This is a genomic window from Humitalea sp. 24SJ18S-53, assembly GCF_050632385.1.
In the GTDB taxonomy this organism is placed as follows: Bacteria; Pseudomonadota; Alphaproteobacteria; order Acetobacterales; family Acetobacteraceae; genus Humitalea.
The window spans coordinates 1,556,734-1,579,016 of record NZ_CP192599.1 but is presented as its reverse complement, the minus strand read 5'-3'; the positions used below and the strand labels follow the sequence as shown (position 1 = coordinate 1,579,016).

The window sequence follows — 22,283 nt, the reverse complement described above, 5'->3', positions numbered from 1 at the left end:
GGCAACGCCGCGCCGGCGGGGTCAGCGCCCCTCGGCCTCGGCGATTTCCAGCAGGGCGGTGCCGCTGCGGGCCACCCGGGCGGTTTCCGCGCCGCCGCAACCGGCGCCGCTGACGACCTCCGACCCCGGGTTGGACACCTGCATCTTGGCCCGCACGCGGCAGACCAGGCGCTGCGCGGTGCCGCGGCTGCCACCGTTCCAGCGGCGGATCGCCTCGGCCCAGTCGCCGGTGCTGTTGTACTGGGCGCGCAGCAAGGCGCCGCCCCAATCCGTCGCGCGGTAAGGTTCAAGCGGCCAGTCGGACCGCGGCGCATGGACCCGTGCGTTCACCTGCACGCAGCCGGCCATGATGCTGGCGCGGGCGGGCGCGCTGTTATAGAGGCGCCGCGCCTCCTCGGCCGTGTTCGCGTAATGGGAACGCCCGCCGATGTTCAGCGCATAGGCATGGAGCCCGGATTCAGCCAGGGCGACGGCCACGAGAAGCCCATCGGGCAGGCCATGGATACGTTCAGCGGCACGTGCGGCCTGCAGGCATGCGGCCCGCGGCGAGAGGGGCGTGTTCGTTCGATCCTGCGCGACCGCGGGTGCGGCGCCGGCGAAGAACGCAAGGAGGACGAGCCCGAACACCGACCGTGGCCGATGCGCCCCCCGCAGGCGGGAACCCCGGCGAACCGGGGCAAGCGGGGACGGGATCGCCGCGTGACGTCGCCGGTGCGGGAGCACCAGCGGGCGGGGCGCGGTAATCATGATCTTTCGGTAGCAGGGGTTCCCATTCGAACGCAACCTTTTTGGCACGCACGCCCCTGCCCCGCGCGTGTTCAAATTTACTGTTTCCGCCTCAGTTCCGCCGCATTCAGTGCGTTACCGCGCGTTGATCGCAGCCAACCTCCGTTCCTCATCGACAATATAATCGCGGATCACGGGCACATCGTCGCGCTTGTCCGACAGCAGCAGTTGGAACACGAAATTGGACCCGTGCAGGAAGCCGAGTTCCACGGACGCCAGGTAAAAATCCCACATCCGGCAGAAGCGGTCGCCCATCATCGCCACCGCCTCCGGCCGCCGCGCGTCATAGGCTTCGCGCCAGTGCTTGATGGTCCAGTAGTAGTGCAGCCGCAGGCTTTCGCAGTCGTCGCACCACGTGCCGGTCCGTTCCAGCGAGGCAAAGACCTCCGACAGCGCGGGCACGTATCCGCCCGGAAAGATGTATTTTCGAATGAACGGCGCGGTGGTGCCGGGTGGCGACATCCGCCCGATGCAATGCACCAGGGCGAAGCCGCCGGGCTTGGTCAGCCGCTTGATGCTGCGGAAATAGGTATCGAACTCGTCGATCCCGATCGCCTCCATCATCGCGATGGACACCACCCGGTCGTAGGTGCCCTCCAAGTGGCGGTAATCCTTTTCGAGGAAGGTGACCCGATCGGCCACGCCCTCGTCGATCGCGCGCTGCTTGGCCACGGCGCATTGTTCCGGCGACAGCGTGACCGATGTCACCGTCACCCCATAGGTCCGCGCCAGGAAGGTGCCGAGCGCGCCCCAGCCCGACCCGATCTCGGCGATATGCATCCCCGGTTCCAGCCGCAGCTTGGCGCCGATGTGCCGCAGCTTGTCGATCTGCGCCTGGTGCAGGCTGACATCCGGCGAGGTGTAGTAGGCGCAGGAATAGGTCATCGTTTCATCCAGCCAGAGCCGGTAGAAATCGGGCGGGATGTCGTAGTGGTGGCGGATGTTCTTGGCCGCGAGGCCCAGCGGATTGCGCTGCTGGAACCGCCGCAACCCCCGCCACACCCGCCGCAGCGCCTGCTGCACCGGATGCGCCGCCAGCCCCGAACGGTTGATCGAGAACAGGTAGAGCAGGTCGAAGACCGGCGCACCGCCCTCCATCACCAGCCGGCCGTCCATATAGGCCTCGGCGGTCTTGAGTTCGGGGTTGGCGAAGATCTCCCGCTCGACCGCCTTGTCGATCAGGCGGATGGTGACTTCGGGACCGTCCTGCCCGCTGCCGAAGGAATGGCTGGCGCCGGTGTGGTCGAGGACGATCAGGCGCCCCCGGCGGACGAAGCGGCGCAGCAGGTTGGACAGCAGCATCATGGTCGGACGGGTCCTGGCACGGGAACCCCCGCCCTATGCCCCCGCGCGCGGCAAAAACCTACCCCGCCAGGTGCCGCGCCTGTGCGATCCGCCGAGTGATGATGCCATCGACCGGCCCGAACAGCGCCGCCAACACCCAGGCAAACCCCGCGCAAAGCACGATCGCGGCCCCGGAGGGCAGGTCGGCGTGGAAGGACAGCAACAGCCCCCCCAGGCCCGATGCCAGGGCGATGCCGACCGCGGCATAGACCATGCCACCGATGCTGCGAGCCAGGAATCGCGCCGCCGCCGCCGGCAGCATCATCAGCCCGACCGACATCAGGGTGCCCATCGCCTGGGCCGCGGCGATGACATTCAGCGTCACCAGCCCCAGGAACATCAGGTGCCAGGCCCCGCCCCGCGCCTTCACCGCCGCCGCATGGCCAGGGTCGAAGCATTCCAGCACCAGCGGCCGCCAGGCGAAGGACAGCCAGGCCAGGGTAAACGCCGCCGTCCCCGCCATCAGCCACAGGGCCGCGTCATCCACCCCCAGCACGCTGCCGAACAGCAGCCGCGACAGGTCCACAGCGCCGCCCGCGGTCGAGACGATGGCGACGCCGAGGGCCAGGGAGATCAGATACAGCCCGGCCAGGGCCGAGTCCTCTCGCCCGCCGGTCGCGCGGGACAAGGCCCCGGCGCCGACCACCACGGCCAGCCCCGCGATCAGCCCGCCGAGCGACATGGCGGTCACCGACAGCCCGGCCACCAAAAACCCGATGGCGACCCCGGGCAGCATGCCATGGGCCAGCACATCGGCGGTCAGCGACATGCGCCGCAGCACCAGGAACACGCCCAGCGGCGGCGCCGACAGGGCGAGCGCGATGCAGCCGACCAGGGCGCGGCGCAGGAAACCGAACTCGGCGAAGGGGCCGGCCAGAAGCTCGAAACTCATTTTTACGCGGCCTGGCGGCAGGCCTCGGCCGTATCGTCCCAGCCCTCGGCCATGGCGCGGGCGGCGAGGCGGTTGGCGGCGGTCAGCACATCGGCCGTCGGGCCCCAGGCGATGGGTTCGCGCGCCAGCAAAAGGGTCTGCGGGAAGACCTCCCGCACCAGATCCATGTCGTGCAGCACGGCGACGATGGTCCGCCCTTCGCCGTGCCAGGCGCGGATCTGGCGCAGCAGCACGGCGGCGGTATTGGCATCGACGGCGTTGAAGGGTTCGTCCAGCAGGATCACCGGCGCGTCCTGCAACAGCAGCCGGGCAAAAAGCACCCGCTGCAACTGCCCGGCCGACAGGCTGCCGATCGGGCGGCGGGCGAAATCATTCAGCCCAACGGCGGAGAGCGCCCGCACCGCGCGCGCCTTGCCCTCCGGCCCGATGGCGCGGAACGGCCCGCTCTCGGCCCAGAGGCCAAAGAGCACCACGTCCAGGCAGTCGATCGGAAAGGCCCGGTCGATGGCCGCCGCCTGCGGCAGCAGCGCCACGGCGCCGCCGGTCGAAACCCGCCCGTGGGACGGCGCATGCAGCCCGGCGATGGCGCGCAGCAAGGTGGACTTGCCGGCCCCGTTCGGCCCGACGACCGCGGTCAGCGAGCCTTCTTCGAAAGCGCCGGTCAGGTGATGCACCGCCGGCCGCCGGCCATGGGCGACGACCAGGTCATGCAGCCGGATCATGCCATCATCGCCCAGGCGACCAGCAACCCCAACGCCACGATCAGCACCGCCGCCCAGGACAGGCGGGCGCCGGCGGATGCGGAAAGGGCCAGGGGATCGGTCATGCGATACAAGATAACATTCTACCCGAGGTGGGCAAGCACCCAGTGCCCCGTTAGTCTCCCGCCCCATGCAGGGCAGCCCCACGATCGACCCCGACCTTCACCTTCGCCTCGCGCTGCGCCGCCATCGCCGCTTCGCCACCGGGCTTCTGGTCGCGATGGGGGCGCTGATGCTGGGGGCCTATGCGCTGCCGCCCGGGTATTGGGCCAGCCTGTTGCAGGCCTCGGCCAAGGCCGGGCTGGTGGGGGGGCTGGCCGATTGGTTCGCCGTCACCGCCCTGTTCCGCCACCCGCTCGGCCTGCCCATCCCGCATACCGCCATCATCCCGAACCAGAAGGCGCGGCTGGGCCAGGGGCTCGGGCGCTTCGTCGCCAACCATGTGTTTGTCGAGGCCGAGGTGCGGCGCATCCTGCTGCGGCTGGACCCGGCGGCGATCGTGCAACGCTTCCTGGCCGACCCGGTGACCGCGCGGCAGACCGCGCTGGCGCTGTCGGGCATGATGCCGCGGATCCTGGCCAGCATCGACGATGGGCGCGCACGGCGCCTGATCGTGCGGCTGCTGCCGCGTATCGTGACCGGCCCCGCCGCCGCCCGCCTGGTCGCCCGCGTGCTGCGGGCGCTGGTGTCCGGCGGCCGGCACCAGGAAGTCTTTGGCCTGGCGGTGGGGCAACTCAAGGCGGTGCTGGCATCGCGTGAGGACGCGCTGCGCGAGGCCATCGCCGCCCGCGTGCGCGCCGAGGGCGGCGCCCTGGTCGGCTGGATCGCCGGCGCCACCGTCGCCCGGCGCATCCTGTCGTCGCTGAATGCCGAACTCGACAAGATCGAGCCGGATGACAGCGCGCTGCGTGCCTCCTTCGCCGAATGGGTCGGGCATGAGATCGACCGGCTGGAAAACGACCCCGCCCGCGCCGAGGCCATCGGCCGGGTGATGCGCGATGCGCTGGCGCATCCGTCGGTCGCCGCCTGGCTGCTGGATGTCTGGGACCGGCTGCGCGTCGCGATGGCGGCCGATGCGGCCCGGGCCGATGGGCGGACGGTGACCCTGCTGACCGGGCTGATGGCCAATGCCGGGCAATTGCTGGGCGATGACGAGGCGGCGCGGGAGCGGCTGAACCTGGCGATCGAGGCGGTGCTGGTGACCCTGCTGCCCTCCGCCCAGGCACGGCTGGCGGATTTCATCGGCGGCGTGGTCGAGGGCTGGGACACCGCGACCGTGACCGACAAGATCGAACTGCGCGTGGGCCGCGACCTGCAATATGTGCGGGTGAACGGCACGCTGGTCGGCTTCCTGGCCGGGGGCGTGCTGTTCGCGGTGCTGACCGCGATCTTTGGCCATGTGGCGAATTAATAGGCCACGCGGTCGGATTTTTCTTCCCACAGCCTGAACCCCTCGGCCGCTTCATCCGCCAGCAGGCGGCGGATCGGCAGGCGGCGGGCTGCCAGGGGGGCCGCGACCTCGGCATAGATCGCCGCGTCGTCGAAGCCGATTTCCGCCGCGTCGTGCCGGTCATTGCCATAGACCACGGCCGCGACCCGCGCCCACCAGGCGGCGGACAGGCACATCGGGCAGGGTTCGCAACTCGTGTAGAGCACCGCCCCCGTCAGGTCGTGCGTGCCGAGGGCGGCGCAGGCGGCGCGCAGGGCCACGATTTCGGCATGGGCGGTCGGGTCGGAATCGGGGACGACGCGGTTCTGGCCCTCCCCCACCATCACGCCATCCTTGACCACCACGGCGCCGAAAGGCCCGCCGCAGGCGGCGACCGAGGCGCAGGACAGGGCGATGGCGCGGCGCATGGCGGTGGTGTCGTCGATCAAGGCATTTTTTCCCTTCACTGCCAGCGGCTTAAGCACGTGATGTGGCTTTCGGACAAATTGATCCCCTTGGATAAGGGGTTATACGGGCGGCCCTTTCCAACAGACAAGGATTTTATGCCGATCTCGTCGGCTGGCGGCAAAGGCCTACAGTGCCGTCATGACCTTTGCCCTCTCGATCCTCGACCAATCCCCGATCGTCTCCGGGCGCGACCCCGGTGCCTCGATCCGCGAGACACTGGCCCTGGCGCAGGCCGCCGACCGGCTGGGCTACGCGCGCTATTGGCTGGCCGAGCATCATAATTCCGCGGCCCAGGCCGGCACCTCACCGGAAATCCTGATCGCCGCCATCGCCGCGACCACCAGCCGCATCCGCATCGGATCGGCCGGGATCATGCTGCCGCATTACGCCAGCCTGAAGGTGGCCGAGCAGTTCCGCGTACTGGAGGCACTGGCCCCGGGGCGGATCGACCTTGGCCTGGGGCGTGCGCCGGGCAGCGACGGACGCACCGCCTTTGCGCTGAACCCCGACGCCGCCCGGGCCGCCGATAAATTCCCCCAGCAGGTGATGGAGTTGATCGGCTGGACCGGCGACGGGCTGCCCGCGACCCACCCCTTCGCCGCCATCCGCGCCCAGCCCGAGGTCCCGACCCGCCCGCAGATCTGGATCCTGGGGAGCAGCGACTACGGCGCCCAGGTCGCGGCGCATTTCGGCCTGCCCTACTGCTTCGCCCATTTCATCACCGATGGGCAGGGTGCTGCCGAGGCGCTGGCACTGTATCGGCAGACCTTCCGGCCAGGGGTATTGGAACAGCCCTATGCCGCCGTCGCCGTCGCGGGGCTATGCGCCGAGACCGAGGCCGAGGCCTGGCGGCTCTGGCGCCCCCGCGAAGCCTGGCGCCTGTCGCGCGATCGCGGGATCTACCTGCCGCTGATGAACATGGACGAGGCCGCCGCCTGGACCCCCACACCAGACGAAGAGGCCGCCATCCTGCGCCGCCGCCCCCGCGCGCTGGTCGGCACGCCGGAGGCGCTGTTCGCCCGGCTGGGGGCGCTGGCCGAGGAGATTGGCGCCGAGGAAGTCGCGGTGCTGACCCCCTGCCCCGATACGGCCGGGCGAGCACGGTCGGTGACCCTGCTGGCCGAGGCCGCGGGCCGTGCCGAGGCGCGCGCGGCGGCGTAGTATTGGGGAGTTGCGCCGTGGAGAGGGCTTCGCCCCCTCCACACCTCCCCCACCAGGGGCCGCCGCCCCTGGACCGGCGCGATGTATTGGCAAAATAATGGGAGGGGCATCACGGGCGCTCCCTTGATCAAGGGCGCACGATTCCCCTCCCATTATTTTGCCAAATCCCGTGGGTTCCAAGGGGCCACGGCCCCTTGGTGGGGAGAGTTTGAGAGGGGCAAAGCCCCTTTCAAGGCGCCCCCCCCAATACTATGCCGCAGCCACACCCGCCCGTGCCGCGGCGTAGCGGTTCACGTGTGGTTTCAGTCCCAGGTTTTCCCGCAGGGTGGTGCCTTCGTATTCGGTGCGGAACAGGCCGCGGCGTTGCAGTTCGGGGGTGATCATCTCGACGAAGTCTTCGCAGGCTTCCGGCAGGTGTGTCGGCAGCACGTTGAAGCCGTCGCAGGCGTTGGATTCGTACCAGTCCTGCATGCTGTCGACGATGTCGCTGGCCGTGCCGATCATGTAGAGGCCGCCGCCGGTGACCTGCTTGTAGAGTTGCCGGATGGTCAGGTTCTGTGAACGCGCGCGGTGCATTATGCGTTCGGTGCTGCTGCGGACTTCGGCTTCGCGTTGGGGTTCGGGCACGGGCCCGTCGATGTCGAAGCCGCTGAGGTCGCCGAGGGCGGCGAAGACTCGTGCCAGGCCGACGAGGGGGTCGGTCAGGTCTTGCAGTGCGTCGAACTTGGCCTGTGCCTCGGCGCGGGTGCGGCCGACGACGGTGCGGACGCCGGGCATGATTTTCAGATCGTCCCAGTCGCGGCCGTATTTCGCCATGCGGGATTTGACGTCGTCATAATAGGCCTTGGACGAGGCCATGGATTCCTGCGCGGCATAGACGACATCGGCGGTCTGCGCGGCGATCTCCCGCCCCGGTTCGGAGGCGCCGGCCTGGAACAGCACGGGCCGTCCTTGCGGCATGCTGGCGACGTTGAGCGGCCCGCGGACCGAGAAATGCTTGCCCTTGTGGTTCAGCAGATGCATCCGGCTTTCGTCGTAGAACAGCCCGCCGTCCTTGTCGTAGAGGAGCGAGTCAGGTTCCCAACTATCCCACAGGCCCTTGACCACCTCGACGAATTCGGCGGCGCGTTCGTAGCGCGTGTCGTAGTCCAGGTGCTGTTCGCGGTTGAAGTTCTTCGCCTCGGCTTCCGACCAGGAGGTGACGATGTTCCAGCCGGCGCGGCCGCCGCTGATCAGGTCCAAGGTCGCGAATTTGCGGGCGATGTGATAGGGCTCGTTGTAGGTGGTGGAGGCCGTGGTCACGAGGCCGATGTGCTTGGTCAGCACCGCCAGCGCCGGCAGCAGGGTCAGCGGCTCCATCTCCACCAATTCGTAGCCGGACCTGGCGAGCGAGCCGCGCGGTTCATCGCGTTCGCGCAACCCGATGCCGTCGGCGAAGAAGATCATGTCGAACTTGCCGCGTTCCGCCGCCTGGGCGTTGCGGACGTAGTGTTCGAAACGCAACGTGCCGTCGGCCGGCACGTTCGGGTGCCGCCAGGCGGCGGGGTGGTAGCCGAGCCCGCGCATCGACATGCCGAGCTTCATGAAGGGTCGCCGCGCCATGATCAGGCGTGCCCCCGCACTTGGCCGAATTGGTCTTCAAGCATCGCGCCCACCTTCGTTCCGCCGCGCGCTGCCTGTGCAACGCGCGGCAAGAACGGCGCATTCGCGGCCTCTGGTCAATCACGCCATCAGGCCGCGTGCAGCCCGGGCTTGCGCTTCTGCCAACCGTCGAGCCTGGCGCGCGCCGCGTTCCGCGCCGGATCCATCGCCGTGTCGTGCCCCGCCGTCTTGGCGGCCAGTTCGACGACATAGCCGTTGGGGTCGCGGAAGTAGATGGATCGCATGACCCCGTGGTCGGACGGGCCGCGGGTTTCGATTCCCGCGGCACGGCCCTTGGCCAGCATCGGCTCCAACTGGTCCGCGGCGACTTCCATCGCGACATGCAGGTCGAAGTCGTGCTGTTCCTTGAAGTCGAAGGGGCTGTTCGGCACCTCGAAGAAGGCGAGGAAGGAGCCATCCGCCAGCCGGTAGAAGGTGTGCAGCACGCTTGCTTCACGGCCGGTCTTGGTCTTTTCGATCAGGAAGGCCTCGGCCAGCTCCAGGCCGATGAAGTCTTCGTAGAAGCGGCGCGTCTCCTCCGAATCCCGGCAGCGATAGGCGACGTGGTGGAACGCGCGGACGGGGATATCGGCGCGCATCACGCGGCCCTCTGCGCCAGGATGGAATCGCGCCAGGCCTCGAAGCCCGCATGGGCCTGGGGCCAGGACGGGCGCGCCTTCATCGCGGCGATCCAGCGCTGGACGCGGGGATAGCGGGAGAAGTCGAAGCCCACCATTTCCCCGATCGTGACGTAGGAGACGCCCAGGAAGTCGGCCAGGTTGGGTTCCATGCCGCCAAGATAGGGCGCGGCGTCGGTCAGCATGTGGTCGTTGAGGATGCCGAGCAGCCGGGCGGCATTCGTGATGCAGCGGTCCGTCACGGCCTGCTGGACGTTGGCATCGGGGAAGGCGGTGTAGTCCATGACCTTCGGATAGACGACGCCATAGCCCCATTCCCGGTAGAAACCGGTATTGAACCAATCCATCTGCGCGTTGACCTTGGCACGCGCCCGCGGATCGGCGGGATAGGCCGGGGAGCCGGCGATCTCCGCGATGTATTTCAGGATGGCGGAGCCTTCGGTCAGGCGGAAATCGCCATCCTCCAGCAGCGGCACCAGTTGGTTCGGGTTCCTGGCGGTGTAGTCGGGCGCCATATGCTCACCGGTGAGAAGGTTGACCGGTTGCAGGTCGAGCGGCACGCCGGCCTCGGCGGCCAGGGTCACGATGGGGCGGCAGGTGGTGGAGCCGTCGAAATAGTAGAGTTTCATCGGGTGTCTCCTCCTTTTTTGGGGGACCATCGCGCCGCTGCCCCGCCGGTCGCAACCGGAATTTTTGGGCCGCTGGCGTCAGCCGAGCGTGGCGGCGATGTGCCCGGCCACGATCTCCACCAGCCGTTCCGCCCAGACGGCATCGGCGGGCACGCGCCAGCAGCAGGCGCCGAAGGAGAACGGGATATCGGGCCGGAAGGCGCGGCTGGCGCCACCGCCGGCGACATGCACCGCCGCCGTCATCGGATCGACGATGGCGGCACCCAGCCCGGCCTGGACGAGTTGCGCGGCCGAGACGGTCTGCATCGTTTCCAGCACCAGGTGCTGGTCGACCCCCGCCTCGGCAAAGGCGCGGTCGGTGGCGATGCGGGGCAGCGAGCCGGCGACCAGCCCGATCATCGGGTGTCCTGCCAGGTCGCGCGGCCCGAGGGCCCCGGCGCCGCGCGCCAGGGGATGGCCGGCGGGCAGGATCACGCGGCCGACGTGGTCGAATTCCGCGAGGTTCCGCCCCACCTCCGCCGAGGCCGGGATGCCGGTGAAGGCAAGGTCGCATTGCCGGCTGGCCAGCATGGCCAGCGCGGCCTGGGACGGCACGATATGCAGCCGCACCGGCGGGGCACCCGGCAGGGCGCGGAATTCGCTCAGCGCGCGTGGCAGGATGGAAAACCCCAGGGCCGAGATCGCCGCCACGGTCAGCGCCCCGCGCTGGCGCGAGCGGATGAGCGAGGCCGCGTGCTGGATGCGGTCGAGGCCGGTGAAGGCATGCTCCACCTCCCCAAGCAGTTCCAGCGCGGCTTGTGTCGTGGTCAGCCGGGTGCCGCGCCGTTCGAACAGGCGGAGTGCGAGGCGGGCCTCAAGGTCCGCGATCAGCCGGCTGACGGAAGGCTGCGACACGTTCAGCAACCCCGCCGCACGGGTGATGCCGCCGGTGAGGACGACGGCGCGGAAGGCTTCGATCATGCGGAAGGTGATCATGTTTTCATCATAGCATTTGCGGATGAAGCACGGAAAACACGGTATTGGATTTGATGATGACAGGCGTGCGACATGATGGCGACCTGCAATGGAAAAGGCGCCGTGATGCGGAACCCGATGCGATCGCTGCTGCTCGCGGCCGGCCTGGCGTTTTGTGCGGCGGTGCCGGCAAAGGCCCAGACTCAGAACCAGCCCTTGCGCCTGGTGGTGCCCTTCGCGCCCGGCGGGTCGATCGACATCATCGCCCGCCTGCTGGCGCAGCCGCTGTCCGAACGGCTGGGCCAAACCGTGGTGGTGGACAACCGGGCCGGTGCGGCGGGGCTGATCGCGGCCGAGCACGTCGTGCAGTCGCCGGCCGATGGCAATACGCTGCTGCTGGCCTCGGGCGGGCAGGTGACGATCGCGGCGGTGCTGGCGACGAACCTCAGCTTCAACCCGATGCGCGACCTGGTGCCGGTCACGCATGTGGTGAACCTGCCGTATATCGTCGTCGCCGGTCCCGGCCTGCCGCAGCCGGGGTTGCGGGAGATCCTGGCCGTCGCGCGGGCGACGCCGGGGGGTGTGACCTATTCCTCCTCGGGCGCCGGGTCGGTGACGCACCTGGCGATGGAATTGCTGGCGCAGGTGACCGGGACGGAGTTGCTGCACGTCCCCTATCGCGGCACGGCCCCGGCGACGGCGGATCTGATCGCCGGGCGCGTCGGGATGACGATGACGACGGTGGCATCCGTAAAAGCCTATCTCGATCGTGGTGAGATGCGTGCGCTGGCGGCGGCGACGCCGCAGCGCATCCCGGACCTGCCGCAGGTGCCGACGATGGCGGAACTCGGCATCCAGGGCATGGAAATCCCCGTCTGGGTCGGCATGGTCGCCCGCGCCGGCACACCGGCTCCGACCATCCGCCGCCTGGACGACGCGCTGCGGGCCGTGCTGGCCACGCCGGACATGCGCGCCAGGCTGGAACCGCTGGGGGCCGAGGTCGTCGCGACCGGCCCCGCCGCCTTCGGCCAGGTGCTGGTCGAGGATGAGGCGCGCTGGCGGCGCGTTGTTTCGACGGCGCGCATCACCCTGCAATAGAAGGCCTTTCATCATGCGGGACGACACGGGGGGGCTGCTGGCCTTCCTCCGCCGATACGACACGCCGACGGTCTGGAACGCGCTGGCGACTCTGCGCGGCCGGGGGATCGAGGGGTTTACCCGCGGCCCCAGCATCGTCACCGACCCGCAGGCGCCACCGATGGTGGGCTATGCGCGGACGGCGAAAATGGTGTCGAGCGACGAACTGCCGATGACGGCGGCGGAGCGCGAGGCCATCCGCTACGCTTATTACCGCTACGTCGGCGCCGGCGGCATCGTGGTGATGCAGGACTGCGGCAGCCAGCCGGGCCTCGGGTCGATCTGGGGTGAGGTGCATGCCGCGATCCATCGCGGCCTGGGCGTGCTGGGCGTCATCACCAATGGCGCGGTGCGCGACCTGGATGCGCTGGGCGATTTCCCGATCATCGCGGGCAGCATCTGCCTCGGCAACGGCGTCACGCAGATCATCGAAATCGATACGCCGGTCGAAGTGATGGGCCTGCGCGTCAACCCCGGCGAGTTGATCCACGCCGACAGGCACGGCGCGATGACCATCCCCGAGACGTACCTGCCCGCCCTGCCCGGCGCGATCGAGGCGTTGCTGGACAAGGAACGCGTGCTGATCGCGCAGACCAAACAGCCCGGCTTCGATGCCGAGGCACTGATCGCAATCTGGCAAGAAGCAGGCGCACACCGATGAGTTTGAAGATCCTGGTGATCGACCCGCTGTTCGACACCGTGCCCGACCTGGAAACCGCGGCCGCCGGCCCGGATGTGGAATTGATCTTCCGCCGTTCCGTCAACGGGCGGCTGGAGGATGATGCGGATTACGGCATCGCGGATGCGGTGCTGAATTGCCGCAGCGCGCATCGCCTGCCGGCGGATGTGATCGAAAAACTGGTGCGCTGCCGCTGCATCGCCCAGGGCGGCGTCGGCTATGGCCATGTCGACCTGGCGGCCGCCGGCACGCGCGGGATTCCGGTGATCCACACGCCGGACTACGGGACGACCGAGGTCGCCGACCACGCCGTGGCGCTGTCGCTGTCGCTGCTGCGTGGCATCCAGGCCTATGACCGCCGCCTGCGTCGGTCGAACGACTCCTGGGATGCGCGGCTGCTCAAGACGGTGAAGCGGCTAACCGGCTTGCGGGTCGGGCTGATCGGCGTGGGGCGCATCGGCACCGCCGCGGCGCGCCGGTTCGAAGCCTTTGGCATGGAGGTCGGTTACTACGACCCGCATCTGCCGGTCGGGCACCACCTGTCCTTCGGCTGGAAGCGGTTCGACACGCTGGACGAATTGTTGGGGCGCAGCGACCTGCTCAGCATCCACGCGCTGTTGAACGAGGCCACCACGGGCATGATCGATGCCCGCGCGCTGGCGCTGCTGCCGCCGGGCGCCGTGCTGGTGAACACCGCGCGCGGCGGCATCGTGCGGCTGGACGCGGTGCATGCGGCCCTGGTGGATGGGCACCTGGGCGCCGCGGGGCTTGATGTGTTCGAGGATGAGCCGTTGAACCGCGCGCATCCGCTGATCGCGGCCTGGGCCGCCGGCGAGGAATGGCTGGACGAGCGACTGATCCTTACGCCGCATTCAGCCTTCTACAGCACCGCCAGCATCCGCGACATTCGCCGCCTGTCGATGCAATACCTGATGGCCTACATGCGCCACGGCACCTTGCGGACCTGCGTGAACATGGGGGTATTGGCCGCGCGGCGCTGAACGCCGCGCGGCCAGCGCCGCGTCAGAAGCCGACCTGGTCGCCGCCCTTCAGGCTCAGCATTTCGCGCGCTTCGTCCGGGCTCGCGACTTCCAGCCCCAGGCTTTCGATGATCTGGCGCACCAGGCGCACCTGTTCGGCGTTGCTGGCGGCCAGGCGGCCGGGGCCGGCCCAGAGGCTGTCTTCCAACCCGACGCGGACATTTCCGCCCATGGCCGCGGCCATGGCGGCGATCTTCAACTGGTTGGAACCGGCGCCCAGCACCGACCACTGGTAGTTGTCGCCGAACAGGCGATCCGCCGTGCGCTTCATGTGCAGCACGTCATCCGGATGCGCGCCGATGCCGCCTTGCAAGCCGAACACGGTCTGGATGAACAGCGGCGCCTTCACCAGGCCCTGATCGAAGAAGTATTTCAGGTTGTAGAGGTGCGAGGTGTCGTAGCACTCGAATTCGAACCGCGTGTTGTTCCCGGCGCAGGTCGTCAGGATGTACTCGATATCCTTGAACGAGTTGCGGAAGATGATGTCCTTGTTTTCAAGGTAGGCCTTCTCCCAGGGGTGCTTGAACTCCTTGAAGCGGTTGAGCATCCCGAACAGCCCGAAATTCATCGAACCCAGGTTCAGCGAGGCGACCTCGGGCTTGTGGGTCGCGGCGGGGCGGACGCGTTCCTCGATCGTCATCGTCGGCGCGCCGCCGGTGGTGATGTTGATGACGCAGTTCGACGCCTGCTTGATGACGCCAAGGAAGGGGGCGAAGGCCTCGGGCGACTGGTCCGGGCTGCCGTCCACCGGGTTGCGCGCATGCAGATGGACGATGGCGGCCCCAGCCTCGGCGGCGCCGATGGCGGCATCGGCGATCTCGCTGGCGGTGATCGGCAGGTGCGGCGACATGCTGGGGGTGTGGATGGCGCCGGTGACGGCGCAGGTGATGATGACGCGGCGTGGCTTGGCCATGACACTCAGTCCTTTTGCTTGTGGGCACGCAGGGCGGCGAGTTTCTTGTCACGCCAGCGCATTTTCTCGGCGAGGTCAGGGGCCGCATCCCATTGTTCGGCGACGGCGGGGGTGTCGTAGACTGCGGGCGATGGCGGGGCTTCGGCCAGCCGCTTGTAGAATCCCGTGTAGCGCGCGCAGTAGTCGGGGATGCCGCCGGGCGCGTTCAGTTCGATGGTCTCGAACGGCCCCATGAAGGCCCAGCGCAGGCCGAGCCCATCCTTCACCGTCTTGTCCAGGTCCTGCGGCGTGACGTAGCCCTCATCGACCAGGCGGAAGGCTTCGGCCAGGAGCGCGCCTTGCAGGCGGTTGAGGATGAAGCCCTCGATTTCCTTCAGCACGATGATCGGCACCTGGCCGATCTGTTCGTAGATCGCGCGGGCGCGGGTGATGGTGTCCGGCGCGGTGAAGGGCGCGCCGGACAATTCCACCAGCGGGATCAGGTGCGGCGGGTTCACCGGATGCCCGATCAGGCAGCGCGCGCGACCCGGCAGGTCGCCTGCGAAAACGCTGATGCGGATGGCGCTGCTGGAGGAGGCCAGGATCGCGTCGGGCGGGGTCAGGCGGTCGAGGTCGGCGTAGATCGTGCGCTTGATGTCCGGCTGTTCCGGCCCGTTTTCCTGCACCATCACGACGCCGGCGACGGCTTCGGCCAGCGTGCTGGCGGCCGAGATGCGCCCGGCGGCCCCGGCCGGATCGTCGCAGAGCCCGGCCTGGGACAGGTCGATCAGCCCCTGGGCGCAAAGCCCGACGGCGTTCTGGGCCACGCCCTCGGCCGGGTCGAACAGCCGCACGGCAAAACCGCCGCGGGCAAAGATCATCGCCCAGGCGCGGCCAATCAGGCCGCTGCCGACAATCGCTACAGTCTTCACAGCCACAATACCTTCCGTCGCAGATCAAGATCGTCGCGGAGCATCCGGCTTTCGCCGCTCCAGGTCACGCTGCCGCGTTCCAGCGCGACCGTCGTATCGGATAGCGCGAGGGCGAGGTCCAGGTGGTGATCCACCAGGATGATCGCGACCTCATGCCGCAGCTTGTCGAAGGCTTCGAAGAGTTCTTCGGAAATCGCTGGTGAGAGCCCTTCAAAAGGTTCGTCCAGCAGCAGCACGCGGGTATCGCCCATCAGCGCGCGTGCGACGGCGACCATCTGCTGTTCGCCGCCCGACAGGTGATCGGCCGCGACCTTCCAGCGGGTTTTCAGCCGCGGGAAGAAGGTCAGCACGCGGTCCTCCTCCCAATGCTGCCCATTGCCGGTGATGCGCTTCAACCGCCCGAGGCCGAGGTTTTCCTGCACGCTCATCCCCGCGAAGAGCCCCCGGCCCTGCGGCACGAAGCCGACGCCGAGGCGGGAGGCGCGGTCGGCGGATAGCCCGGCCAGGTTGTCGTTCCCCAGTTCCACGCGGCCGGAGGCCGGTGGGGCGGTGCCCATGATGGTTTTCAGCAAGGTGGACTTGCCCGCGCCATTGCGGCCGAGCAGGGCCATCACCTCGCCCTTGCGCAGGGTCAGCGAGACGTCGCGCAGGATGTGGCTCTTGCCGTAGAAGGTATTGACGCGGTCGAGGGTGAGCAGGACCTCCTCCTCCGCCGCCGAGGCGCGCGGCTTGGAGGCGACCGCATGCGCGCCGCTGCCGAGGTAGACGGCCTGCACGCGTTCATCCGTGCGGGCATCCTCGACGCCGCCATCCACCAGGACCTCGCCATCATTCATGACGGTGACGCGATCGGCGATCTGGAAGACGCGGTCGATGTCGTGTTCGACCAGAAGCACGGGAATATCGGTGGACAGGCGCTTGATGAGGTCGCCGACGCGCTGGCGTTCGGCGGCGGCCAGCCCGGCCAGGGGTTCGTCCAGCAGCAGGATATGCGGGCGGGTGGCGAGCGCCAGCGCCATGTCCACCAGCCGCTGCCCGCCGTAGGAGAGCGCGCCCGCCTCCGCCTTCTCGATCCCCGCCAGCCCCATCCAGCGCACCAGCAGGGTGGTGTCGTCGTTGATCTCGGCGATGGCATGGGCCGAGCGCAGGGGTGCGAAGCGGGACGCATGCCGGGCCTGGATGGCGAGGCGGATATTCTCCTCGATCGACAGGCCCGGGAAGAGGTTGGTGATCTGGAAGGATCGCCCCAACCCGGCACGGGTGATCGCGAAGGGTTCCAGCCCCGCGATCTGGCGCCCATCCAGGGTCACGCTGCCGCGATCGGGCGCGAACATGCCCGATAGCAGGTTGAAGGCCGTGGTCTTGCCGGCGCCATTCGGCCCGATCAGGGCGTGCAGGGTGCGGTCGGCGACGGCGAAGGACACGTCCTTCACCGCGTGGATGCCGCCGAAAGACTTTTGCAGCCCCAGGGCGGCCAGAACGGGGCCGGACCCGGAGCCGGGGCGGATGAATTCCGCCGGCACGGGGGTCGGCGGTTCGACCCGCCGCGCCGCCATGGCCGCATCCAGATCCGGCGGCTTCGGGCGGAAGGGTGCGAGCAGCCGCGCGGCGACGCCGACCAGCCCGCTTGGGCTGAACATGATGAAGCCGACGAACAACAGGCCGAAGATCAGCAGCCAGTTCGGCGTGTAGATCGACAGGAATTCGCGGAACAGGATGTAGAACAGCGCGCCCAGCGCCGGCCCCAGGAAGGACCGCATCCCGCCGATCACCACCATCGCCAGCAATTCGCCGGAAAAGGCGATGGTCATCGGATCGGCACTGGCAAAACGGTGGTTGAAGACGCTGAGCACCCCGGCCAGCGCCGTCAGGCTGGCCGAGACCACGAAGGCCAGCAGTTTGTAGCGGTTGGTGTTGTAGCCGATGAAGCCGGCGCGCTGTTCATTCTCGCGGATCGCGACCAGCACGGTGCCGACAGGCGAGGATTGGAAGCGCCACAAGGCGACGCAGGCCAGGAAGGCCACCGTCGCGACGGCCGCGTAATACCAGCGCGGATCGTCCATCAGCCCCGGGCGCTCGATCCCGCCCAGGCCGTTCTCGCCGCCGGTCAATTCGGTCCAGCGGAAGGCGATGGCGTAGAACATCGCCGTCAGCGCCAGGGTCAGCAGCGAGAAATACACCCCCCGCCGCCGCAGGATGACGAGGCCCGCGATGGCGGAGCCGACGCCCACGATCAGCAACGCGCCGACACCAGGTGCCACCAGGCTGCCCGGGAAATACTGCCGTTGCAGGATGGCGGCGGCGAAGGCGCCCAGCCCGAACCACACGCCATGCCCGAAGGACACGAGCCCCGTGGTGCCGACCAGGATGTTCAGCCCCATGGCGGCGATGGCGAAGATGGCGACATCGGTCGCGGTCTTCATGGTCAGCCCCAGCGCATCCAGTGCGAAGGGCAGAAGGATCAAGGCCGCGGCGGCGATGACCAGGGATCGGATGTCGCGCATGGCCGGTTACTCGAATTTCTGGATGCGTTCGCCGAACAGGCCGCGCGGACGCAGCAGCAGGACGAGCACCATGAGGAGGTAGACCGAGGCCTCGGTGGCCGCCGGCAGGAAATAGGCGGCAAGCCCCCGCACGACACCGACGATGAAGGCCGCGGCGACGACACCCCAGAAGGAGCCGAGCCCGCCGATCACCACGACGACGAAGGCGAAGGTCAGGATTTCGGCGCCCATCGCGGGATGCACGCCGGTGATCGGCGCCGTCATCACGCCAGCCAAGGCGGCGAGCCCGACGGCGATGGCGACCACCGCGCTCATGTAGGGTTTCAGCGAGATGCCCAGCGCCGCGACCATGTCGGGGTTCTGCACCCCCGCCCGGACGACGCGGCCAAAGGCGCTGCGCGTCAGCAGCAGCCACAGCCCCAGGACCGAGATCGCGGCGACGGCCAGGATCAGCAGCCGGTAGCGCGAATAGATGAAATCCCCGATCAGCACCTGGCCGCGCAATTCCTGCGGGATCGAGAAGGGCACGGGCGCCGCCCCGAAGATCATGCGCAGGGTCTGTTCGGCGACCATCGCCAGGCCAAAGGTCAACAGCAGCCCCAGGATCGGATCGGCGCGATAGAATCGTCGCAACATGAAGCGTTCGATCAGCAGGCCGAGCATGGCGACCAGGAGCGGCGCCACGACAAAGGCACCGCCAAAGCCGATCTCCGGCGCCAGGGTCACCGTGAGGTAGGCGCCGATCGCGTAGAAGGCGCCGTGCGCCAGGTTCACGATCCCGCCGAGCGAGAAGATGAGCGACAGCCCCAGCGCGATCAGCAGGTAGAAAGCGCCGATGAGCAGGCCATTGAGGACCTGCTCCAGGATGAAGATGATTTGCACGGCCAGGGCCTCCCGTACCAAAGGGGGCCGCGCGCGGCGGCCCCCGTTACGCGGTCAACGGAATGTGCAGGCGTTCTCTTCGGCCGTGGCCGCGATCGCATCCAGCGGTTCGTTCGCGGCGGGCACCGCGGCGCTGGCGCGGAAGATGTCCCAGCGGTTGCGGACCTCACGCGCCGGCAGGGCGGTGATGGCATAGGCTTCCTGCATCAACTGGTGGTCGCGCTTGCGGAAGTAGCCTTCGCGGGACTTGAGGATGTCGGTGCGGCCCTCGCCCTCGAAATACTCGACGATCTTCATGCCGTCGGTGCCGCGGGTTTCGGTCATCGCGCGCGCCATCAGCTTCAGCGCGATATAGTCGCCCCAGGCTTGGTTTTCCGGCGGGCGATTGTACTTGGCGGTGAAGGCGCGGACGAAGGCCTGCGCGTTCGGCGCCTGGATCAGATGGTGCCACATCACCGGCCAGGTGCCGAGGAAGTTGCCCTGCCCCGCGCCCCAGGCCAGCGCCGTGTCGAAGCCGAAGCCCGCGACCGGGAATTGCAGGCCGAATTCGGAATACTGCTTCAGGAAGTTGGTGATCTGCGCGCCGGCCAGGTTGGCGACGACCAGGTCCGGCCGCGCCTGGCGGATCTTCAGCAGGAAGGGCGAGAAATCCGACAGGTCGGTCGGGATCAGGTCTTCCCCGCCCACGATGCCGCCGTTCTCGGCCATGAAGCGCTTGGCGACGCGCAGCAGGTCGTGGCCGAAGGCGTAGTCCGCCGTCAGCGCGTAGAATTTCTTGCCGCGGACCAGCCCCTGTTCCATCAGCGCGCGGCCGACGGTCTTCACATACATCGAGTTCTGGCCCTCGACATGGAACATGAAGCGCTGGCAATCGGCGCCGCGCAGCGCGTCGGAATTGGCACCCGTGTTCAGGAACAGCACGCGTTCGCGGTTGACGACCTGGGCGATGGCCAGGGCCGTCGCGGAATTGATCTCACCGACGATGGCCGCGACCTTGTCGCGCTGGACGAAGCGTTCGGCCTTGGCGCTGCCGGTCTGGGGATTGACGCTGTCTTCCATCAGCAGGTCGAGGCGGCGGCCGTTGATCCCGCCGGCGGCGTTGATCTCCTCGGCGGCCAGTTGCACCGCCTGCACCGCGTATTCGCCCAAGGGACCGAGGAAGCCGGTGCGCGGCGTCAAGTGGCCGATGCGGATGGCTTCGGACTGCCCATAGGAGATGGATGGGGCAGCGAGACCGATGGCAGAGGCGGCCATGAGGCCGCGGCGGGAGAGTGTCATATGTGTTTCCTCCTGATCGGCTGTTGCCGCCGACTGTGATCACGGTTCATACTCGCGCAGGAAACACGCCCTTGTCCAGCACCCAAAAAACAACACCCCCCACGATGGGGGAAACCGTCTATGGCCAGATCGCTGGCCTGCTCACCTCCGGCCGCGTGGCGCCGGGGGAGCGGTTGTCGCTGCGCGACCTGGCCGAACGGCTCGGCACCTCCACCATGCCCATCCGGGCCGCCGTCGGGCGCCTGGCCGAATACGGCGCGCTGGAGGTATCGCCCAACCGGGCGATCCGGGTGCCGGTGATGTCGGGGTCGCGCTTCGCCGAATTGTCCGACCTGCGGCAGCAGATGGAGGGGTTGGCGGCCGAACGCGCCGCCACCGCCGCGACGCCGCAGGACATCGCCGCGATCGCGCGGATCGAGGCCGCTTTCGCCGGTACGGTGGCGCGGGCCAATCCCGATGGCGGGCGCGCGGTGGCACTGAACCGCGACCTGCATTTCGCGATCTATGCCGCCGCCCGGATGCCCTTGTTGTTCGGCATGATCGAACGGCTGTGGCTGCTGGCCGGGCCGGTCCTGAACCTGGACATGCGGGCCGATCCGCGCCGCCTGGCCAATACCCCTGCCCCGCGTTTCCACGCCGCCGCCCTGGCGGCACTTCGCGCCCATGACGGGCCGGCCGCGCGGGCCGCGATCGCCGGCGATATCGCCGATGCCGCCGCCTTCATCCTGGCGCGTGGCGTGTTGAAGGAGGATTGAACATGGATCTCGGACTGCAGAATGCGCGTGTTCTGGTCACCGCTGGGGCGGGCGGCATCGGCCGCGCCATCGCCGAGGCGTTTTGGGAGGAAGGGGCGCAGGTCCATGTCTGCGACGTGGACGAGGCGGCGCTGGCCACCCTGCCGCCGGGCATCACCGGCACGCGCTGCGACGTGTCGGACCGCGCCTCGGTCGCGGCGCTTTTTGCGGGGATCGATGCGCTGGATGTGCTGGTGAATAACGCGGGTATCGCCGGGCCGACGGGGTTGGTGGAGGAGATCAACCCCGAGGATTGGGACCGCTGCCTCGACATCTGCCTGACCGGGCAGTTCAACGTCGCGCGGCTGGCGATTCCGCTGCTGCGACGCAGCAGCAATGCCTCGGTGACGAACCTGTCCAGTGCCGCCGGCCGCTTCGGCTTTGGGCTGCGGGCGCCCTATGCGGCGGCGAAATGGGGGGTGATCGGTTTCACCAAGTCACTCGCGATCGAATTGGGCGGTGCCGGCATCCGGGTGAATGCGATCCTGCCCGGGCTGGTGGCCGGCGACCGCCAGCGCCGTGTGCTGGAAGCCAAGGCCCAGGCGCGTGGCGTGAGTTTCGCCGAGATCGAGGCGCAGGCTTTTGCCTATGCCAGCGTCAAGGATTACGTGACGCCGCGCCAATTGGCCGACCAAATCCTGCTGCTGGCCAGCCCGCGCGGGCGGACCACCAGCGGCCAGGCGATCAGCATCGACGGCGATCTGCAGATGCTGTCCTGAGCCCGGTGGGCCAAGGATCGGGCGGACCGGGCGGCAAGGGTTTTGGTGGCTTTGGGGGGGCGATGGTCATGCGCGTCTCCATTGGCTCAGGCCGCGGGGCTGGCGGGCGCCACGCCGATGGTCGGCGCCGGTTTCCACCACGCCTGTGGCGCTTCCCGCGTGACGATGTCCGCCTGGATCTTTCGGCGTAGGGTCACATCCATCTCGGGGTACTGATCCACGGGGATCTCATCGAGCTGCTTCCTGATCGCCTGGAACGCGGCCTCGAATTCGGGCGACCAGGATCTCGCTGCCTGCAGATCCTCGCACAATCGCCTGGCCTGCGCGGCGATGGCCGAATACCTGGTCATCATGTCCGAGCAGAACTTGCTTTTCTCCGGCCAGTTGTAGGATTGCTTCGCCGCGCTGACGACCAGCGACGCGCCGGTGATGATGCCGCAGGGCAGCGCCATCCAGGGACTTGCCAGGATGCCGAGCCCGGCACCGCCACCCAGCGCTGCGCCCAGGGCAATCAGAAAATCCAGATGCCTGGCGTAATCCGCCACTTTGCTGTTCATCATCCTATAGTATTCAACGTAGTAAATACTATCGAGATAGGCGGAATAGAATTGCCGCACCCGCACCACGGCATCAAAGGCAACGACCTTGTCAGACATGCAAGCAGCCCCCCGGCGCAGATGGGCATAGCGATACTTTGCCGGGAGATTACCGACATCGGCGAGG

At 68.3% G+C, this 22,283-nt stretch carries 22 protein-coding genes; 7 read left to right on the top strand and 15 right to left on the bottom strand.

The genetic code is table 11. The features are described from left to right. Nucleotides 1–21 precede the first annotated feature (21 nt). From ACQW02_RS07655 to ACQW02_RS07640, 4 genes are all read right to left on the bottom strand, one after another. Complete coding sequence (locus tag ACQW02_RS07655; protein WP_431284674.1) at nt 22–627, bottom strand: transglycosylase SLT domain-containing protein; 606 nt, start codon at nt 625–627, stop codon at nt 22–24. A gap of 234 nt (nt 628–861) precedes the next feature. After that, nucleotides 862–2,091, bottom strand: a complete 1,230-nt coding sequence (locus ACQW02_RS07650) for a class I SAM-dependent methyltransferase (protein WP_431284673.1) — start codon at nt 2,089–2,091, stop codon at nt 862–864. Nucleotides 2,092–2,149: 58 nt separating this feature from the next. Beyond that, nucleotides 2,150–3,022, bottom strand: coding sequence for a metal ABC transporter permease (locus ACQW02_RS07645; RefSeq protein ID WP_431284672.1), 873 nt, complete (start codon nt 3,020–3,022; stop codon nt 2,150–2,152). A gap of 2 nt (nt 3,023–3,024) precedes the next feature. Continuing rightward, entirely contained in the window at nt 3,025–3,744 is a 720-nt protein-coding gene (locus tag ACQW02_RS07640) for a metal ABC transporter ATP-binding protein (protein WP_431284671.1), read from the bottom strand. Between the two features lie 169 nt (nt 3,745–3,913). Between ACQW02_RS07640 and ACQW02_RS07635 the strand changes: the two genes are divergently transcribed. Further along, complete coding sequence (locus ACQW02_RS07635) at nt 3,914–5,194, top strand: DUF445 domain-containing protein (RefSeq protein WP_431284670.1); 1,281 nt, start codon at nt 3,914–3,916, stop codon at nt 5,192–5,194. On the opposite strand, the gene ACQW02_RS07630 is transcribed toward ACQW02_RS07635, so the two are convergent. After that, nucleotides 5,191–5,661: a nucleoside deaminase gene (locus tag ACQW02_RS07630; RefSeq protein WP_431284669.1), complete on the bottom strand. Its 471-nt coding sequence runs from the start codon at nt 5,659–5,661 to the stop codon at nt 5,191–5,193. The genes ACQW02_RS07635 and ACQW02_RS07630 overlap by 4 nt on opposite strands. 157 nt (nt 5,662–5,818) lie before the next feature. Here ACQW02_RS07630 and ACQW02_RS07625 point away from each other — a divergent pair, with 157 nt between their 5' ends. Beyond that, on the top strand, nt 5,819–6,841 hold the full coding sequence (locus tag ACQW02_RS07625; RefSeq protein ID WP_431284668.1) for an LLM class flavin-dependent oxidoreductase: 1,023 nt from the start codon (nt 5,819–5,821) through the stop codon (nt 6,839–6,841). Between the two features lie 249 nt (nt 6,842–7,090). On the opposite strand, the gene ACQW02_RS07620 is transcribed toward ACQW02_RS07625, so the two are convergent. The 4 genes from ACQW02_RS07620 to ACQW02_RS07605 all read right to left on the bottom strand — a co-directional run bounded on the left by ACQW02_RS07620 (nt 7,091) and on the right by ACQW02_RS07605 (nt 10,724). Further along, nucleotides 7,091–8,443: an LLM class flavin-dependent oxidoreductase gene (locus ACQW02_RS07620; protein ID WP_431284667.1), complete on the bottom strand. Its 1,353-nt coding sequence runs from the start codon at nt 8,441–8,443 to the stop codon at nt 7,091–7,093. Nucleotides 8,444–8,571: 128 nt separating this feature from the next. After that, nucleotides 8,572–9,081, bottom strand: coding sequence for a VOC family protein (locus ACQW02_RS07615; RefSeq protein WP_431284666.1), 510 nt, complete (start codon nt 9,079–9,081; stop codon nt 8,572–8,574). Continuing rightward, nucleotides 9,081–9,749: a glutathione S-transferase family protein gene (locus ACQW02_RS07610; protein ID WP_431284665.1), complete on the bottom strand. Its 669-nt coding sequence runs from the start codon at nt 9,747–9,749 to the stop codon at nt 9,081–9,083. Before ACQW02_RS07610 ends, ACQW02_RS07615 begins: the two co-directional genes overlap by 1 nt. Before the next feature lie 78 nt (nt 9,750–9,827). After that, a complete protein-coding gene (locus ACQW02_RS07605; RefSeq protein WP_431284664.1) occupies nt 9,828–10,724 on the bottom strand; it encodes a LysR substrate-binding domain-containing protein in 897 nt (298 codons plus the stop codon). A 72-nt stretch (nt 10,725–10,796) separates the two neighbouring features. On the opposite strand from ACQW02_RS07605, the gene ACQW02_RS07600 reads away from it, so the two are divergent. From ACQW02_RS07600 to ACQW02_RS07590, 3 genes are read left to right on the top strand one after another with little or no spacing between them, the layout of a single operon-like run. Continuing rightward, nucleotides 10,797–11,801, top strand: a complete 1,005-nt coding sequence (locus tag ACQW02_RS07600) for a Bug family tripartite tricarboxylate transporter substrate binding protein (protein WP_431284663.1) — start codon at nt 10,797–10,799, stop codon at nt 11,799–11,801. A gap of 13 nt (nt 11,802–11,814) precedes the next feature. Then, the gene (locus ACQW02_RS07595) at nt 11,815–12,501 is read left to right on the top strand and encodes an RraA family protein (RefSeq protein WP_431284662.1); all 687 of its coding nucleotides are present in this window, start codon (nt 11,815–11,817) and stop codon (nt 12,499–12,501) included. Further along, the gene (locus ACQW02_RS07590; protein WP_431284661.1) at nt 12,498–13,520 is read left to right on the top strand and encodes a C-terminal binding protein; all 1,023 of its coding nucleotides are present in this window, start codon (nt 12,498–12,500) and stop codon (nt 13,518–13,520) included. Before ACQW02_RS07595 ends, ACQW02_RS07590 begins: the two co-directional genes overlap by 4 nt. 22 nt (nt 13,521–13,542) lie before the next feature. Here the strand turns inward: ACQW02_RS07590 and ACQW02_RS07585 are convergent, their stop codons facing one another. Genes ACQW02_RS07585 through ACQW02_RS07565 form a run of 5 tightly spaced genes read right to left on the bottom strand, consistent with a single transcriptional unit; the run spans nt 13,543 to nt 20,047 of the window. Further along, the gene (locus tag ACQW02_RS07585) at nt 13,543–14,472 is read right to left on the bottom strand and encodes a 3-keto-5-aminohexanoate cleavage protein (RefSeq protein WP_431284660.1); all 930 of its coding nucleotides are present in this window, start codon (nt 14,470–14,472) and stop codon (nt 13,543–13,545) included. Nucleotides 14,473–14,477: 5 nt separating this feature from the next. Further along, a complete protein-coding gene (locus ACQW02_RS07580; protein ID WP_431284659.1) occupies nt 14,478–15,383 on the bottom strand; it encodes a 3-hydroxyacyl-CoA dehydrogenase in 906 nt (301 codons plus the stop codon). Further along, nucleotides 15,380–17,887 carry an ATP-binding cassette domain-containing protein gene (locus ACQW02_RS07575; RefSeq protein ID WP_431284658.1) on the bottom strand — a complete coding sequence of 836 codons (2,508 nt, stop codon included), beginning with the start codon at nt 17,885–17,887 and terminating at the stop codon, nt 15,380–15,382. Before ACQW02_RS07575 ends, ACQW02_RS07580 begins: the two co-directional genes overlap by 4 nt. 6 nt (nt 17,888–17,893) lie before the next feature. Next, nucleotides 17,894–18,769, bottom strand: a complete 876-nt coding sequence (locus ACQW02_RS07570) for a branched-chain amino acid ABC transporter permease (protein ID WP_431284657.1) — start codon at nt 18,767–18,769, stop codon at nt 17,894–17,896. Between the two features lie 54 nt (nt 18,770–18,823). Continuing rightward, nucleotides 18,824–20,047: an ABC transporter substrate-binding protein gene (locus ACQW02_RS07565; protein ID WP_431284656.1), complete on the bottom strand. Its 1,224-nt coding sequence runs from the start codon at nt 20,045–20,047 to the stop codon at nt 18,824–18,826. Nucleotides 20,048–20,118: 71 nt separating this feature from the next. Here ACQW02_RS07565 and ACQW02_RS07560 point away from each other — a divergent pair, with 71 nt between their 5' ends. After that, nucleotides 20,119–20,802, top strand: coding sequence for a GntR family transcriptional regulator (locus tag ACQW02_RS07560; RefSeq protein WP_431284655.1), 684 nt, complete (start codon nt 20,119–20,121; stop codon nt 20,800–20,802). A gap of 2 nt (nt 20,803–20,804) precedes the next feature. After that, the gene (locus ACQW02_RS07555) at nt 20,805–21,560 is read left to right on the top strand and encodes an SDR family oxidoreductase (RefSeq protein ID WP_431284654.1); all 756 of its coding nucleotides are present in this window, start codon (nt 20,805–20,807) and stop codon (nt 21,558–21,560) included. Between the two features lie 86 nt (nt 21,561–21,646). Here the strand turns inward: ACQW02_RS07555 and ACQW02_RS07550 are convergent, their stop codons facing one another. Next, entirely contained in the window at nt 21,647–22,216 is a 570-nt protein-coding gene (locus ACQW02_RS07550; protein WP_431284653.1) for a hypothetical protein, read from the bottom strand. Nucleotides 22,217–22,283 lie beyond the last annotated feature (67 nt).